The 20,036-nt window shown below is 48.1% G+C and carries 1 protein-coding gene (cut by a window edge); it reads left to right on the top strand.

Annotation, left to right across the window (positions count from 1 at the left end; translation table 11 throughout):
• Nucleotides 1-20,036, top strand: partial view of a DUF4347 domain-containing protein gene (locus tag QZZ54_RS09275; protein ID WP_290702007.1) — the 3' portion only. 9,661 nt of this gene lie to the left of the window's left edge; 20,036 of the gene's 29,697 nt are visible here — the last part of the coding sequence; its start codon lies off the left edge, out of view; it ends in the stop codon at nucleotides 20,034-20,036.

Genomic DNA, 20,036 nt, shown 5'->3' with positions numbered 1-20,036 from the left:
GTGTTGGCACCTATTACGGTAGCTATGATCCTGACCTACATAACAAAGTAATCAGTGTTTACTACAACACTGATGGTACGCCGCTGGCGATGAGCTATTACATGGCTGACGGTACACTCAGCCCTGCTGGTTTGGCCGCTCAGGCACTTGATCCTGAAAGCATGGTGCTGTTGAACCGTCACGGTGATCTTATTAGCACGGGTGATGGCGATGATACCGTTATTGCAGGCAAAGGCTTTGATAGCTTGAATGGCGGTAAGGGTGCGAACTACGTTGATGCTGGCATGGGTAACGATGTTATTGATGCCCTGGAAAGCTCCGGTATCGTAAAAGCGGGTGCTGGAGACGATGTTGTTGAATGGTTGTACCAACCAGGCACTACGCTGACAGTTGATGGTGGTAGCGGTACCGACCGTCTGAGTGCAACGCTTGTCGATCAGAATGATGTTGCCACTGATCAGGGTGTCTATATTTATGATAGCAACGGCGATGCGGTGCTGGCCGTTGATTCGGCGCCTGGATTAACCCCAAAGACATTGGATGTAGTTAAAGCTTCTGATGTAAGTAATACGACTGATACCCTTGATCATATTACCCTGACCGGGGTAGAAGCGTTGACCCTGGCGATGGAAGATGGTGCGGACACGTTGATGATCGACGATGTTATCGGCACTGATCTGACCTCTATCGATGTGGATTCCGGTTCTAGCCAGGAGATGATGTACCTGGCTGATCGTGATGAAGAAAACAATAAGTATGGCTCCCGTGCCAATAACTACTTGCAGTTCTTGCCGTATGCGGCGGAAGGTTCTAGTGTCACCCTGACCTATATGGGGCAGGATATTACGGTCTCCAGCTATACCGCAGCAGGAATTGCTGCCGCTTTGAATACCACTTTAGGGCTTACTGAAAGTCAGAAGATTAAAGCTGATGATCTGAATCTCGGCACCTATGGCAATGAAAATCGCTGGATTTTGGATCTGGCCGATATTGGCCTTGATGTTGATTCGAACGCTAACTATGAGCTGTTTAGTCTGACTAATAACGGCACTACGACTCTGGCTGACACCGCGGTTGCGAATACGGGGCTGAACGCTCTGCAAGCTGATTATTTCTATCGAGCCAGCTTAGCGTCGGGTGATTACAAGTATGATCCGGCAACGGGTGAGCCCGTGCTTATCAGTCACTATATTCCAGCAGACCCTGCAACAGGCACACAAGAAATTGAAGTAGGCCAGGGGCTTGATCGCGTTACCTTATATGTCGGTTATCAGAATGATGCGGGCATAAATTACGGTCAGGGATCAGCGAATACGGTTCAGGTTTATTCCTGGATGACGGCTTCTCAGGTGCAGGCGGTTATTGATACCAACGCTGCATTCAACGGTATTACGGTGACAGACCTGTATGCCGACGTTGATGGTGCTTGGGGCTTTACCGGTACTAATATTGATACATTGGCCTATAGCTATCAGACGCAGGATCATAACGGTGTTCTGTACAGTATTGAAGATACTAAGGTTATCGATACGTTCTATCGTGCTACCAGTTTCAGTGCGGGCACGATTGATTATCTGTTCAATGGTACAGAGCCCGTTGTTGCCGTCGAATCCCTGCTGACCGGTGATAATCTGAACTGGGCAGAGTGGATGACCGGTTCAATGCTGAAGTATGGTGCTGAAAGCGTGTCACTAGCTAGCGTTGGTGCTTTTGTAACAGAGGCACAGCTGGCAACTAACCCTGATTATTCAAAAGCAACTGCTGCTCTGCAGGCTATATTGAATGATTTCTCCGCTGTTGGAGATATCAAGCTGGTACAGACGGTTAGTAATGGCGAGCCTACCTGGGCGATCTCAGAACGAGTAACGCCTACCCAAGCCGTTACCTACAGCATTGATAAGAACGCTGATTATCTGTTCTACAACGGCAGCTATCAGACCGTTGATCTGTCCGGAACGGATGCAGAAGATCTGCTGAATGTCAGTTCTCTAATTAAAGAACTGACCGGTCGGAATGTCGTTGTTACTGATGATGGCAGCAACTGGGTATTCTCTGTACCTAGTGAGCTTGAAAGACCACTTCAATCGGCTACTGGCGCAATTCCAACGCCAGTCGGTTCTTATGTTTATACCTTTGATCATGCCATTGGGTCACAGATTACGACCGCTTCACTGAGTTACGGTGGTGGTACCGCCCAGATTATTGATCTTTCTGGTGATGAAGCGGCTGATCTGGTTAAGATCAATGCTGCTTTTGTTGCAATAGGCCTCGGTCAGGCAAATGTCTCTATCACTAATAGTAAGTGGCAGATTACGTTTGATGATGCCCTGGCTCAGAGCCTGGAAATTACCCATACCGGAGCAACTGATGAAAGTACGACCGATATTAGTACTTACGTGGGCGAGACTCTCGTCAATGTCACTAACAAACAGTTTGATCTGACGCTTGACCAGAGCAGTGGATTAGTCGAAATCTACACGCAGATGGTTGACAACGGTGTGAGTGCCGGCCTGACAGAAGCTCAAGTAAGAACTCTGATTGAAGCGCGGACAAACGTTGTGGCAAGTACTGTCACAATAACGGATACAGATCCTGATGCCGGGGTGGTTAGCTGGCAAGTACGTTACGCCACACTGCAATCGGTTGATCTGACGTCTACAAATGCTGCAGCGATCATTACTGATATTGAGACCAACGATGCGATCAGTATCGGTGATGTGTCGGTTGTTGATGATGGCAATGGTAACTGGGATATCAGCTTTTCAACCAGTGAAAATGGTATGCAGGTTGCTGCTTATAGTGCGCTGGCGGGTGATCTGACCGTTGAACTGCCATGGCAGTCCTATAGCCTGACGTCAGACGAGTTGATCTTCGATCGTACTGCCGCTGAAACCATGCAGGATAGTGAACAGTTTATCGTGCCTGCTATGACCGGTTTGACCGGTGTTGAGCTATTTCTTAAAACGCCAAGCACCGCCGGAAATTCAGTTCCGGTAACGGATGTGCAGAATGAAGCGGCCGTTACATTAGCCTTTACAAATCTATTAATAGCCTCTGGCATGACAGTACTGCCTGGTAGTATTACGGTCACCGCCGAGAACGGTGGCTGGCGTGTCGATCTTGGGCAGTCTCTGGGGGCTAATGAGTTATTTGAATTCACTGCTACTCGCAGCAGTGGTGGAGCTACCACGGTTCAGGTAAGTAATGCCTTCCAACAAAATATTCAGCAAGAACTCAGTATTCCTGAAGGCTTTGCAACCTACGAACTGACATATAACGGAACAACTGAGCAGGTTACATATGACGACCTACTTGATGGCTCAGCCTTTAACCTTGTAGCAGGATATATTGCAGCAATAGGCGATACGCCTGCTGCTGATCAGGTTGTTGTAACTGAATTTGTTGACCCGGATGGCGGCGCTCCTGATACCGTGCTGCATCTGCGCTTTGATGTGGTAGATCCTTCAGTTCCCGTGATAGATTACTTCAATTTTGTACTCAAGCCTGTTTACGATAGCGCGCCTAAAGCTATCAGTGGCGTTTCGTCAACCGATAACGTTAGCCTGATGAAGGTAGTTGAACAGCTGCAACAGAGTGGTGATTGGACCACCATGATGGATGGTGGTACTGCTGCGGTATTTGATTTTGATACCAGCACTAACAGTACCGGCGAATTCCTGTCAGCATTCCAGGTGATTGAACGTCAGGTTCCGCGTCAGATTTTGAAAGATGTTTGGGAAATTAATGATGAAGGCGTAGCGGTTAGAACCAATACGCAAGACTGGTTCCTGGACCCACGTATTATTACGGATGAATCGGTTGATTCAATCAGTATTTATGGTTCAGACAGTACCAATGTGAATGACCGTTTTGTCGTAGGTAATGAGATCATCAACCGCGGCGTTGAGAATCTTGAATCCATCAACTTTGATGTGATGCAGGTCACCCATACCCATGATGGTGTGGATAACGACGGCGTTGTCATTACCTTGAGAAACCTGTCGCTGGATGCCGGTGTTTCTGAAGATATCAACGATAAGGTTAATATTGACGCTCGTGAGGGTGACGATACGTTGCTGGCAGGTAATGTGCCTAACCGTCCAGATGTTGTGGAAGGTAAAGACGTACTGCTGAGTCGGGTTGTTGATGAGTTAATCCTCAGCGGTGGCGAAGGTAATGACCAGATTGTTGGTAGTTTGTTTAAAGATAAAATTGATGTAGGTGATGGTGTTAACCGAGTAACCGGTGGTGAGGGTATTGATACCTTTATTGATAGCGGAACAGGTACATCTGAGAATACATTGATCGAATCTTTCGGTATCTCTGATAGCGTATTTGTACTCACCGATACCAGTCTGTCGATTACCTTTGATCAAAAGCGTATGCAAGAAGATGCAAACGGTGATTATGAGCTGATCACAGATCGCCCGACCGAAATAGAGTCCGATGCGAATGGTAACGGCATTAGCCTGTTTGATAATTTCTATCTGTACGGTAGTGCGTATAACGATAAGTTCAGCATTGGTAACTTTACTAAACAAGCCGTTCTGGATGGTACAGAAGGCGGCGATGAATATACGATAACCTTAAGTGGCAATGTAACGGGTTCATCGAATGTACGTGTGGTCGATAGTGGCCAGGGTATTGAGACTGATTCTGTCATTCTTCAGGGTAGCGATAGTGACGATACTATCCAGCTGGATGCAGAAATATCCACCGCCGATTATGAATTGGACCTGTCAGGCGATAGCGTTACTTTCAGCTACAACAGCCTCACAGCAGTTGTTGACTTTACGACGATAGAGCGAGGAGTTGAAGCAGACGGTATTACGCCGAAAGCACTGACTGACCAGCAAAAACGTAATCATATTGAAAGTCAGCTGGAAGCACTTGAAGGTATCAATGACGTAACCGCCAGTGGTGATGGAAGCGTACAGAAGCCTTGGCGAATCAGCTTGGTGGATGTCGCTGATACTAGCCTGTTACTAACGGTAGCATCAGCAGGGGATACATTAACCGGTATTAATACCGCTTACGTGCAGCGACTTACTCCAGGGGCCGCTAATTCACTGCTGGCGGGCGCTCCGGACATCGATGCGATGTTTGATAACCCGGTTAATAAGTCACAGATCTTTAATCGTATCAGTGGTACAGCAGCGAATAACGAATCCTTTACGCTTAATTATCACAATACCAGTGTTGCCTTTGCTTATGATCAAGCAGGTGGAACCTATACTCAGCAACTGCTGACAGCCTTGCAGGCAATTGATAGCAGTGTTCAGTTAGTCGGCCAGGGAACAGAGCAAGACCCATGGATGCTAACCTTTAACAGCACCGCGGCAGATGCTGTGGATGGCCAAGGTAATTATTATCTGTTGACTCTGGCAGGTGTGGACGCGGCTCACTTCACTAATCCAGCAGATATTGCTGATGCTGCCGCTCAGACCCGGGCGTCGGGTGATCTTGCCGATGGTGACTTCCAACGAGTGTATTACAACTACACCACCGAGCGTGTCTCAATTCACGGTCGTGGCGGTGACGATACCTTTATCTCCGACAATACCGCCGCTGCTGTGAAGGTCTACGGTGATCAGGGTAATGATAACTTCCTGGTCGGTCGGGTTCTGAAGACTAAAATGGTATCGATTACCGTAGGTGAGGGTGCCGAGGCTCATCAGGTACAGGTTCAAATTGTTGATAATGCTGATACCGATGGAGATGGTATTGGTGATGGTATTACCGCAGGTGTGAGCTATAACGCTAGTTTCTACGGTGGTAGTGGTGACGATTACTTTGAGGTAAACCACAACGTTGGTGAGCTGAAGTTGTTTGGCGAAGCCGGTGACGATACCTTCTTCCTGAAAGCCCACAAGGTGGAGCGTGACAACGAGGTTGTCGAAGGCGAAGGCGGTAATATCACCACCGGTGCTGGTGATGACGAGGGTTATGTCGACGAGAAAGATAAAGATATTCTGCTCGATTATATCGAAAATAATCGGGTTGAAATTTTTGGCGGAGCCGGATTCGATACGGTTGTAATTGCTGGTACAGCGCTAGCAGATGAGTTCTACATCTACACTGATAATGATGGTCAGCAATATCTATATGGAGCGGGCCTGAAGCTGGAGAATATCGATAGTATTGAGCGTTTAGCTCTGATTACAGGTTCCGGCGATGATCAGGTATGGCTGTATGGTTTGGACGAAGGTCTGAGCCTGATGTTAAATATGGGCTCCGGGGACGATAAGCTGCATCTAGGTGGCGCTCAGCAGGAATTTGAAGTGACCTATCCGGCTGCTTCTGCCAGTTATACCGTAACTCAGAAAGTACTGCAGGAGATTCTAATCAATACTGATATTGTCACTGACAATATCAGCCTGGTGCGTCGTGAAGACGGTGAGATGAGCTCGGGTGAGAAGATTGCTGCTTTCCAGGCTTTCTATGATAAATGGTACCCTGACGGCGCAGACTCAGAGAATGTTTCCATCAGCCCTGAGCACTGGAATCTGCTGGAAGCGAATGTTGCCGCAGCTCTATATCACTTCGCAAACGCGATAGATAACACCGATACTTATATTTATGACCCCTATTCGACTTGGGCTAATCATAGTTTCGCGTTCTGGGATTGGTCGCATTGGCATGATAATTACGATGCATCAAAAGTGCCGTTTACCAGCCAGAGCGAGATTGATAAGTTCACCGCTTATGATGCCGATACTGCAGCAATAAGGGCGCTTCTTGATAATACGACCCCGTTGGGTAATCTGAATTCCGGTACTTCGGGTAATAACAATTTCTATGCTTCTTTGGTAAATGGTACTGCACCTAAAATGCAGAATGCGCTACCTATCGAAGGTGTGTTGGAATTGATGAGCGGTAACTATATTTGGATTGATGGGTATCGTGGTGGTGGCTTTGGTCAGCTGTCAGTCGACGATCTGCTTTATGATGAGTTCCTCAGTGTCGCGGTTGATTATGCGTTGGCGGGTGATCTGATTCATGTACATAGTGACTTAGATGCCCATGGTGATAATGACATCTATGGCGATAGCGTCCTGACAACTCAGGTACAAAATAACGGTAATATGCCTCACGTTGAGGGGGTTGGTGATAAGTGGCACATGGATCGCCCTATCGAAAACAACTTTAGCGGCGGTGACCTATTAGCGGATCTGTTGGCGCTATTCTATAAAGTTGAAGCACTTAACGATGTCGCTTACAACGAGGTAGAGACTTATAGTGCTCAAGAAACGGAAGGTCTTGCTACATATCGTTTTGATAACCTTCCAGAGCGTACCGAAACCCGCTACATGGCGGAAAGCTATGATCTGTCTCGTATTGCCGGTGTGGTACGCGTTGCAGGTGCTGCGGGTGATGATACTGTTTATGTCAATGCTGAAAGCAGCGCTGCTGGCGTAACACTGACGGCTGATTTGGCAGCGCAGACCTTAAGTTTGGGTGATTTCACCTTTAGTGCAACACCTCCAGAAGGCTTGATAATTACTGCAGTCCAAGCGCGCATAGCTGCCGCACTATCGGCCAGTGAGACGCCTTTAGAGAGTGACCTTGATCTGATCGCCGCCTACGATGAGGGCGTAGCGGTGGCTCAACTTGAAGCGGATATCGCTGCAGGTGGCACCGTCACTCCGGAAGAACAGCTCCGTATTGATAACTATAATCCTCAGACGCTCCAGAGTGCTGTGGATCGAGCCTATGCCCCGTTAGTTTCTGCTATCGAAGCCCGTGTTCTGGCAGGTGAAACGGTTACTCAGAACGATACTGATCTGGTTAACTCTTACTACTACGATACCGCGCATACTATTAGTCATTCTGATCTGCAGGATGCACTGGTACGTACGCACAAAGAGCTGGATATTGGTGCTCTTGATCGATTGATGGGCGCTACCGGTCAGCCTACTGACGTAACCGTCAATGTTTCTATTGATCGGGTGGTACCTGATTCGACAGATCCGGATGGTTTGTTTAATCGCACTCTGGAATCGGTTCTTACGAGCGTTAGCACCCAACATACTGCAATCACAGGTGTCGTCTGGGATAGCACCAGCGGAACGACACTGGCTGCAGACCGGTCAGCATGGTTTGCTTCAGTATTAGATTTTGCTAACCGGGGCTTGGAGCTTATTGGCCAATTGCCTTTAGGAGCGACAGTACCGGATGAGGCTAAGTTCTCGCTGACCGCGTTGACTGCCTTTATTAACAGTACAGAGCTGGCTGATTTGAAAGCGCTTAATGGAACTCGCTTCGATGCGTTGAGCACAACGCTGGATAACCTGTTTTCCTATATCACTCTGGATATTGTTAATACTGATAATAAGACTAAGAATCTGGATGTCATTGCCGAGTCTGGTTTGCAGGTTTACCTGTCAAGCGATCTGGGTACGGTTGCCGGCGGTGTTACTACCTTAAAGACCTATACAGCAGAACGCTCTTATCTCGATGATCTCTGGGCGCAAGCGGATGTTGATCTGGGTAATCTCTACAACAGCCGTCTTGATCTTGGTGCTCTCGCAAGCATGCTGGATGAGAATGGAAATCCGGTAGGTACGCGTGCAGATATTGGTTCTAGTGCTATTGGCTTCTTGGACCGTTTGGTGGCGCTGCCTGATGAAGATGGTAATGACTCTGAAGCACTGGGGCTTACCACTACCGGTAATGCTGATCCGGCTCTGGCTAAAATTGTTACTTACCTGTTGCCCGGCGCGGATAATCTGCATGTGGGTGAGGGTGATGACGCGACGTCAGGTCTTGCTACAAATAAAGTAGAGATGCTGAAAGAGTATGTTCAGCAGCTTAACTCACTTAACGGCGCTTACTATACACAGAGCTACTATAGCGTTGATGGTAGTGGTAATAAGATACTGAGTGCTGTTGCTATCAATCGGGTCAATGGTCTTGTTGCTGGTGCAGAAGCCTTGGAGAACGGTGTTTATCTGACCGCGGATACCTGGAATGACTATGTAACAGCGGTCGGACAGAGCGGTAGGGCTGATCAAGATTTTGAAGATGGTTATGTGAAAGCTCTAATTGAAGCTGCGTTTGGTCAGGCTCAGCGGACTGATATTACTGCGCCGGTTGAAGATGGCACCCGGGTGCATCTGGATAGCAATGGTCGGATCGGCTATTTCGATATTCAGACGGTTCAGGATGATGATTTCTTCTACCTGCCAAGTCTGATTCAGATTCGTGAAGACTTTAGTCAGAGTGTGACGGTAACGGTAGCGGAAAACTATGCAACGAATAAGGCGAATCCTTATGAAGTGACCTACGATACGTTAACGCTGAGTGAAGCCGGTAACGATCTAAACTACGGCTTCTTCATGAACTCGTTCGAGAATGTCGAGCTGAATCTGAATACTGACTCAGGTGAAGTGGCTGATGTGAATGTTGGCACCACTCGATATGTTGAAGATATAACTATTACTACCGGTAGCGGTGCTGATGATCTTGATATTATTACCGATTCAGCACTTAACACGCTGACGATTAATACCCATGCTGGTGCCGATAAGGTGGATGTAGGCGCGTCAGGAACCGCTAGCCTGACATTGACCACTGAGGGAGGGGCAGATGAAGTTACCCTGTCTCAATTAGTTGGAAATATAAACGTAGAGACTGGAGATGACAGCGATATCATCACGATCTTTGATGATCTGGCCGGTACCGGTGCTATTGTTGAGATTGATGGTGGCGATCAGGGCGATAAGTACATCTTCACGGTTGCCCAGGGCATTGTCGGTGGCAGCCTGATCAATCTGAAAGATAGCGGTAATGACGGTGATGATACGCTGCTTTATAAAGGTAGCAGCGATCCGGATAATGGCGACCTGGTTCAACTAGATGTCATTAATGCACGTACGCTTGCCTCATTTGGTGCTTTTGGCTCTAAGCTGGGAAATGAGGGCGAAGGCCTGCTGATCTCTCACTTTGATGATGTGGCTGGAGACTTTGTTGCGGCAACTTTGGATGATACCGATGCGTTGATGGCGGTTGAACAGTCCGAACTGTCTAATTCAGCTAATTACCAGATTCTGAATTATTCTACTATCGAGCAGGTCACAGTACATCTTGGGGCTGGTAACGATAAAGTTGTCAGCGATGATACTTCCCAAGAGATCGATATCTTCGGTGGTGATGGCGATGACGAGTTCTATATTGGTTCTATCGTTGAAGCCGGTGAGGTATCGGTAGAAGGTCGTCTGATTGATATTGCCCTTGAGGTTACCAACGGCACCTCATTCGAGATGAATATCTACGGCGGCGATGATGATGATTATTTTGAGGTTAATCATAACAAAGCAGATATCGGCCTGTACGGTGATAAGGGTAACGACACCTTCTTCATCAAGGCATTGCTGACGCTTAATGAAGATGAAGATCTGGTAGAAATTGATAACAAGATTGCTACTCTAAGCGGCACTTCTGGAGAGGGTAGTGAAGCGGATCAAAAAGGCAACAATGATACGCGACAGGTAGATGTAGACTCTCTGGTTTATGTTGAAAATGCCAATATTAAAATTGATGGTGGCGCTGGTTTTGACTCCGTTGCCATTGTGGGTACTGCACTGAGTGATACCTTCTACATCTTCACCGAAGTAGATCCAGACACGAATGAGACTGTTCAGCGTATTTATGGCGCCGGCGTTAAACTCAGAGAATTGCTGAATATTGAAAGCATTCAGGTTATTACCGGTGCCGGTGATGATCGGGTGTACGTCTATGGTGTCAATATGGGCGCTGTAGCGAATCTGATTATCAATACAGGTTCAGGTAGTGACACGATTTACTTCGGTGGCGACACGCTTGAATTTGATCTGAACTACCCAACCCGTAAACGTACAGACTATGCATCTGTAGATGGCTATGACTCAGCAGGTACCGCATCGGTTGCTTATGGTCTGGATATTGAACTGACTGAGAGCCTGGAGCGTGTTGTACCCTTTGAGGTTGTCGTTCCTGCGCATACGCTGAAGAAGGTAGTTGCTGCGGCACCTACCCTGGCGGGCATTCTGAATCCGGTTGAGATAAAAGATTCAGAGGGCTGGTTAGATACCGTAGTCTTCAACAATCAGGAAGGAGCGACCAACCTGACCTTTGAAGCGCGCGATCTGATTAGGAAAGAGATCGATACGGATGTAGCGCAGATTAACTTCCCTACTACTGCGACTAATACCGTTGGTGAGACTGATTTGATTGCTGAGCTTAATACTCTGTCAACATCAGCGCAGGACGGCATCAAAGAGATGGTTAATGACCATCTGCATAATCAGATAACCTTTGATGATCGATATACAGATACGGATGCTGATGCGGCCACAGGCCTTGGATTGATCAGCCGTCTGGCGGCTAAGGCTGCGGCGGGTACCGGATCAGAGCCTGTCACTATTGTTGCAGGGGTCTCTTATGCGGTATTCCAGAATACTCTGACAGACCAGAATACGATTGATCTGGCTCGTCAGCAGCTGTTTGATTTCCTTGTAGGAACGGGCTTTACCGTTAACTACGACATCACTAATCCGTCAGGTACTGATCCTCTTTATAAGATCCGCGATATTACCAGAGGGTCTGAGGCACTGGCGTTTGAGGGGCAATACACCGAAACGCTGAAAGATGGTGTCACTTATTATGATCTGATTGGCGTTAGCTTGATAACGGCAACCGCTATTGATCTAGAGCTACAAGCGGGTTATCTGAAACCTGTTGATATCACCGATCCTCAGAATATTAAGTACTGGAATGAGATACGTAGAGATGAGCTGAACTCCGTCTTTATGAGTGATGAGAAGCCAAGAATTTACTTCGAAACGCCTGAGGAAATAAAACTTAATCTGAATGAAACACAAGCGAGTACGCTGACGTTAAATAATGATCGTTTTACTGGCAAACTGTTTGCTCAAGGCGGTGGTGAGAACGATAACTTTAATGTTAATGCAATAGCAGGCCAAACCTTCCTCCACGGTGGAGAAGGCGATGATACCTTTACGGTTGGGCAGGGTACGGTTGATCAGATTAACAGTGAACTGTTTATGCTGGGTGAAGGTGGCGATGGCGACAGCGTAATCGTTAATAGTACTGATCTGACCGGTACCACAGATGTGGAATTTGTGAAGAATACTGTCCAGCATGATCTACAACAGGAGAAACTCAGTAAAGTTACTAACGCACTTGAGCTAACCGTTGATGACACAACCACCGAAGGGGCGGCTGAAAACGCTCTGATAGGTGCAGAGCTTGAAACTGAATCAGTGGCTTACGCCGAGGAAGCGGCACTGAAGGTTGATGCTGCCGATTTACAGGCGATTGCGGTTCAGGCTGCAAATGAATTGGGCGTAAGTCTAGAGGAAGCTCTCACTGCGACTAAGAACCTGTATATGCAGCAGATTGGTTTAGTCGATCAGGTAGATGGCTTAATTCAGGATCAGCAGAGCATCCTGAGATCATATCTTGAAAGTACTCTTGCTAAGTACTACAGCGCTCGACAGGCGGTGGCATCGAAAGAAGCTACCGTTGCTCGCTTGGAGGCCTCGATTGAAAGTCAGGCTGACTCTGCGGTGCAGTCAATTTTCTCCCAGTGGAGTCTGTGGAATTCTCAGATACAGGCGCCTACTAGTGCTTGGATGACGGCTAATCATCCGGGATGGTCTACTTGGTACTTGTACTTCAGTGTAGGCAACCCACAAGACTTTAATGCAAACACGGTGCTATCAGGGTATGACAAAACGGCTAACACTCTGACACTGGCCATGAAGATGCGCATCTATGGTGATGGCATCACTACGGGCTATAAGATTGGTGATGGTGGTTGGAATGCCCTTGATCAGATTCTTCCAACAGCGACTAGCTATGTTATTCCGGTGAATCCTTACATCGCTGGTAAGCTGGCAAACATTGAATCTCTGAAAGCACAGTCGCTGGTTGCGAATAAACAGTTAGAAACGTTAAGGGCTGAATTGAAAGGCGCTACTGCACCGTTGAAGTCCTACTTCACCAATGCTGCAGGAACTGCAACATCGAGTCTGTCACAAGCGGAACTGGATGCCTTTTTCATTGCTGTGAAGCAGCGGGGCATTACAGAAGCAACAAATGACGTAATTGGAAACAATGCAGGTGTCGTCAGTGCGCTAAATACGATTAAACAGGAAATTACAGACACTAGCGACGCTACACTGACTGCTCTAATTGATGCTATTGCTGATGCCCATGCGCTGGCTATTGCAACGGGTGATATAGCAACGAAAGTTGATGCGGTTACCACCGAGTTGACTAGCTTACGTGCGGTTCTGAGCGCAACACCAGGCACGGCAGACTCTTGGGATAAATGGGTCTATCTGGTTAGATCTCAGCTTGAGGTTGATGTTCAATTTACTTCTGAAACCACAGAGCTAGGCAGTATAAAAACGCTTTGGCAGGCAATTCCTAATGTGGCCGGTTATAACGCCGCGACTACTTTCAATGGGTTGACAGCACCAACCTGGCAGGACTCGCTGGATCTGTTTGATGACACGAATTTTGCGAATGTTGTTAGTGCTTACAAGCTGGCGCAGGAGTTGGCTAAAGACTTTACTAACTATAGTGATACCGAGTACACAGATTATCGTGCCGCTTATCGTAATATGCTTAAGTTCGAGACGGCCACAACCTATCTTGAAAACGGCTTTAATTTTGAAGACTTTAAGGCCGACTATAAGACCAATGTTGATAAGCTCGATACGGTAATTGAGTTGCTGGAATCTATCCGACTGGAATCTCAGTATAAAGCGCAACTTGTGTCACTTCGGGCAGATAAGCAGGAAATAGATGCCATTGTAAATCACAATGCTGCAATCGTTTCTTTCTTCCAGGATAGACTGAACGAGGCTAATGCCGCTAAAGCGACATTACTGCTTCCTGGCAGTGATCTGCTAAACGATTACACGGTAACCTTTAGTTACTTCTTAGGACTGTCATACACATATACATTCGACTATAGCCACGATGCTCGCTACGTTGCTGCGAATAATGCTATCAGTGAAGCTCAGACTAATCTGTCTAAAGCCCAACGTGATGATAATCAGGCACTGTCTGATCAAGCTGGCCTCAATGCGAAGATCGCCGCAATAGATAGTGAGTTAACCGATGTTCAGGCTACTCTGACCGCTAGCAATGTCGATCTTGATGCACTGAAACAAACTCTGGATCAGCAGTATAAGTTCCTGCGTAACTTGAGCCGTGTTGCTATCACCGTGTTGAGTGAAACGCGGGCCAATGCTGCACAAGACTTTGAAGATACCAGTAGTTTGGTCGCTGAAGTATTGTCTTATGCCAGTACTTATACGGTTACATCCGCAGATGGAACACCTGCGGGCGCTGACCCAGATAGCCCATACGCAAGTGCGGTGTTTACACCAGGGCCAAGTGGCAACTCTGTTGTTGCAACTAAGACAGAATGGGATTCGTTTGAAGTCTTGTCGCTGAATAACCTGAATGTCGGTGGTATTCATGCTGATTACAATACGATTGAGAACTTCACCCTGAATTTGGGCGGCTCTTTAGACACTGTCTCTATTAAAGATAGTCTGGGCCAGGCTATCAGTGAAGTGACGGTTAATACCGGTGAGGGTAAAGATGATATTACCGTCGGTAAGTCACAGAATCTGAATGGTATCGTAGGCACGGTGACTGTCGATGTAGGTACTGATGCCAGTGATAACACGCTGACTATCGATGACAGTGAAGATCTGACTAATAACAAAATTACTATGACCAATAGTAATCGTGCTGGTTACACCTCGGTGACTGAAACTAATCAGGGTGATATCAATTACAGGGGTAACTATAGTCAGGTAGATGGCAGCGCCGGGGTTAACCTGAAAGCGGGCAAGGGTAATGATGACATTACCATTGCCGGTGTTATTGCTGACGCTCATACGCTGGTTGAAGCCAATGAGGGTGATGATAATGTCACCGTCACGAATACCAATACCCGCGTCTTGAATAGTCTGACCTCTCTGACTATCAAGGGTGATCTGGGTGATGATGTGATTGACGCATCTAAGTCTGGCTTCGGTGTGACTATTGAAGGTAACCAGGGCGATGATGTTATCTTTGGCTCAGCGTATGACGATAACCTGTCAGGTAATGAAGATAATGACCTGATTGTGGGTGGACTAGGTGCCGATACGATTTCCGGTGACGAAGGTCAGGATCTGCTGCTAGGTGATCTGGCCAGTATTACTCTTGAACTTCCAACAAACCCTGCGCCGGTCGGCGTACCGTTGCCTCTACCACAGGGGCCTGTGGTCTCTGTAATAGTGACTAATGACAACGTTTCGGAACTACTAGCGGGTATTGAGTACCGTTATCAGTACTTCCGTGATGGCGTTATTACTCGTTTGGAATCAACGCTGGCGGGAGGTAATGCAGGTAATGGCGATGCCATGACTGGAGGTACTGGTAATGACACCCTTATCGGTGGTGCAGGTCAGGATATTATCAGTGATAGCAGCGGTAACGAGCTCGTCTTTGGTGATCATGCTCTGATTACTTATCTGGCGGGCATTACTCTGGCTGTTGCAAGTCGCCATAGTAATGAAGGCGATGATGACATCATCACTCTGCTGGATGGAAACAACACCGTTCTGGGTGGTTCTGGCGGCGATACCATTAATACCGCTAACGGTACTGATCTAGTGCTGGGTGATAACGGTGAAATTCAATACACCGGTTCTGAGTTGAGTTCGATCTCTAGTACTAATACTGCCGATGGCGGCATTGATGATATCAACCTGGGTAACGGTTCTAAAACCGTCATCGCAGGTGTTGGTGCAGATACGGTTGATACTGGCACTAGCGGCATTCATCGAGTCATTGGTGACAACGGTACGATTACCTATAGCGCTGGCGCACTGCGCAGCATGACCAGCGATGCGCATACGGATGGTGGTGAAGATACGATCACTCTGTCTGGTGATGTGAACCAGGTGATCGGTGGTAGCGCGGCAGACGGTATTACTGTCAGCACCGCGACTAGTACCGATCATGTACTGGGTGATAACGGTACCATGACCTACACCGGCGTTAAGGGCGGCGAGCAGCTGACCAACATGCAGAGTGATCTGGGTGAAACCGGAGGTGACGATACCATTACCCTGGGCAGTGGCGACAAGATCGTGATTGCGGGTAAAGGTAAGGATACTGTCGAGACGACATTGAACAGCGCGGGTAGCCGGGTTGTTCTGGGTGATGAAGGTGAGATTGATTACGATGCCAGCCTGAATCTAGAAACCGTTAGAAGCACTAGCACTGAGGGTGATAACGATACCCTGACGTTGGGCGGAACCAGTAACGACAGCAACATTGTTATCGGTGGTGTCGGTAGCCTCGATAAGATCACAACCGGTGACAGTACCGATATCGTGCTGGGTGACAATGGTCAGATTAGCTGGAGTAATACAGAGCTAACCTCAATCGCTAGTACTGATACGGCAGCTGGCGGAGCCGATGACATTGATCTGGGTAACGGTTCTAAAACTGTCATCGCAGGTGTTGGTGCAGATACGGTTGATACTGGCACTAGCGGCATTCATCGAGTCATTGGTGACAACGGTACGATTACCTATAACGCTGGCGCACTGCGCAGCATGACCAGCGATGCTCATGCGGATGGTGGTGAAGATACGATCACTCTGTCTGGTGATGTGAACCAGGTGATCGGTGGCAGCGCAGCAGACGGTATTACTGTCAGCACCGCGACTAGTACCGATCATGTACTGGGTGATAACGGTACCATGACCTACACCGGCGTTAAGGGCGGCGAGCAGCTGACCAACATGCAGAGTGATCTGGGTGAAACCGGAGGTGACGATACCATTACCCTGGGCAGTGGCGACAAGATCGTGATTGCGGGTAAAGGTAAGGATACTGTCGAGACGACATTGAACAGCGCGGGTAGCCGGGTTGTTCTGGGTGATGAAGGTGAGATCGATTACGATGCCAGTCTGAATCTAGAAACCGTTAGAAGCACTAGCACTGAGGGTGATAACGATACCCTGACGTTGGGCGGAACCAGTAACGACAGCAACATCGTCATCGGCGGTGTTGGCAGTGACGATATTGATACGGGTGACGGCACGGATATCATACTGGGTGACAATGGGCAGATTAGTTGGAGCAACACCATTCTTACCAGTGTGACCAGTACTGATACTGCTGATGGTGCTGCCGATGATATCGATCTGGGCGATGGTGAGAAAACGGTGATTGCTGGTGTTGGCGCTGACTTTGTCGATGCGGCAGCAGGTAATCATAAGGCTATCGGCGATAACGGCGAACTGACTTATACCGCGGGTAATCTGGATAAGATGACCAGTACCACGGCAGCTTTGGGCGGTGATCAAGGTGATGTTGATACGATCACATTGGGTGATGGTGAAAACCAGATTATCGGCGGAGTCGGTGGTGATTTCATTACCACTGCAGATGGTACTGACCATATTCTGGCCGATAACGGTAACCTGATCTTCGACCCTGCTACTCAGATCCTGCGTAGCGCGAATAGCGTCGAAGATACGCTGGGCGGCAACGATACTCTGAACCTGGGTGCTGCGGCAATCGGTGAGAAGAAAGTCGTGATTGGCGGTATTGGTGAAGATTCTGTCACCGCAGGTGCCGGAGATCACCATGTACTGGGTGACCAGGGTAACCTGATCTATCAGGCTGACGGAATTTTGCAGCAGGCGATCAATAATGGTACTACCGGTGCTGCTGATACGATTAGTCTGAACCTAGGGGCCGCTGGTAACAACGTTGTTATCGCGGGTGCTGGTGGTGATACTCTGAACACCGGTAATGGCGAAGACTACCTATTGGGTGATCACGGCGAACTTAACTTTGTTGGCGGTATTATTACCTCGGGCCGCAGTACTGATACGGGCGAAGGCGGTGATGATACGCTGACACTGGGTAACGGTGATAAGCTGGCTATTGGTGGCTTCGGCGGAGATACCATTATCGCAGGCAACGGTGAAAGCCTGGTGCTGGGTGATAATGGTGAGATGCTATTCAGCAACGATATCCTACAGACCATTAATACACAGGATACTTCTGCCGCGACAGGAGGTGTTGATAAGATCACCCTGGGTAACGGTGAGCATATTGCGATGGGTGGTACCCACGGCGATACGATCATCTCAGGTACTGGTGATGCGATCCTGATCGGTGATAACGGCACAGCAACCTTTGCGGCTGATGGTAAGCGAGTTCAAGTAATCAGCGAGCTAAGTATCTTGGGCGGAGATGACATAATCTCTGCCGCCGGTGGCAACAACCTAGTGTTAGGCGGTGTTGGTGGCGATGATATAACGACGGGTGCTGGTGCGGATCGGATCTTTGGTGATAATGGCCAACTTGATTACTTGAACGGCATTCTTAATCGAATAGCTACCACTGATATCTCTGAAGCGACTGGCGGCATCGATGCTATTGAAGCGGGTGATGGCGATAATATGGTATTCGGTGGTACTCATGGTGATGAGATTGATTCCGGTATCGGTAACAGCATACTCATGGGTGATAACGGCTTTGTGCAACTTAACATTACCGGAGATCAGCGGGTTCAGGCTGTCAGTGAACTAAGTACATTGGGTGGTGATGATGATATTAATGCCCGCGGCGGCAATAACCTGGCATTCGGTAGTGTCGGCAATGACCGCATAGAAACAGGCGGGGGTGATGATGTTATCTTCGGTGATAACGGCATTGCTGGGTATGTAAACGGATTGGCTGATAGGTATTTCACTACGGATACCACTGATGCAACCTCCGGAAATGACGAGCTAGTCGGAGGAGCTGGCAGTGACTTGATCTTCGGTGGCCTTGGCAATGAGCTGGTGTATGCTGGTGCTGGTGATGACCGTGTTGTCGGTGATCTGGGTGAAGCTAATTACAATAGTAATGATGGCGATCCTACGACCCTTGACCGGGTCTTTACTAAGAACTCGGAGATCGGTGGCAAAGACGAGATTCACGGTGGTACTGATGATGATGTCGTCATCGGTGGAGGTAACGAAGATAAGCTATACGGTGACAGTGGCAATGACTTTATTTCCGGTGATGGTGGTGAAGTTATTTATTTCAATGGTCAACTGGTCAGTGTTGAGGCAACGGAGTTGTTTATTGGTGGCGCTGATCTTCTGGATGGCGGCGCGGATAACGATATTATGTTTGGTGGCTTTGGTGGAGACCTCTTCTTTGGTAATTTGTCGGAAGATACGATGGTCGGTGAGTATGCTAAAGCACTGATTACTGGCGCAGGTAGTAATACTTGGGTAGATCGTCTGGGTAGTGGCTCACTCGATTTAGTCGGCTCAACTTTGTTTAGTCAGTACAGTGAGAAGAAAAATGGCACTGGTTTCGCTCCACTTGCGATAATGACTCCAGCTACGTACGCTAATAACGGTGGAAATTCCGAGGCAGGAAGCAAATCGAAGGCTCCGACTCATCATCGAGCCAGTAGTCTGGGTAATCCTTCTGCAAGGACAGGGGATATTCTCATTAACCAGCCGGGAACTAACCCTGCTAATGATGATGAGAAGCGGGTTGAAGAGGTCTGCTACGATGATTCAGGTATGAACATCGAGTGTCTGGCTGAAGAGCCGGTTGCTGCCGAATCTACAGGTTCTGAAGAGCAACCGGTTACTCAGCCAGAAACACAGACTGAGGAGCAATCGCTTGAAACTGAAGCAGTTGACGGGCAATCTGAAGAGACTGGCGATGAAGCGGAACCACCTGTTCCTGCCGATGATAGTGACGTTATAGGAACCGCTGCTGCTATTACAGCGCTGGCGGGTTGGAAGTTAGCCAGCGGTAATCGTAGTACGGGTAGTAAACTGGCAGCGAAAGGCTTCAGTGAACTACGTCATCAGCAACGTCGAGTGAAGCGTTGGGATGAAGCAACTCAGCGCTTTATCGAAACTGAAGAGCTTAAATCTGTTACCGGTAAAGACTGGCAGCAGGCACTTAAAAATACGACAAAACACTAA

The sequence above is a fragment of the Amphritea sp. genome, assembly GCF_016744155.1.
Classification (GTDB): Bacteria; Pseudomonadota; Gammaproteobacteria; order Pseudomonadales; family Balneatricaceae; genus Amphritea.
This window is presented reverse-complemented; position numbering and strand designations above follow the sequence as displayed.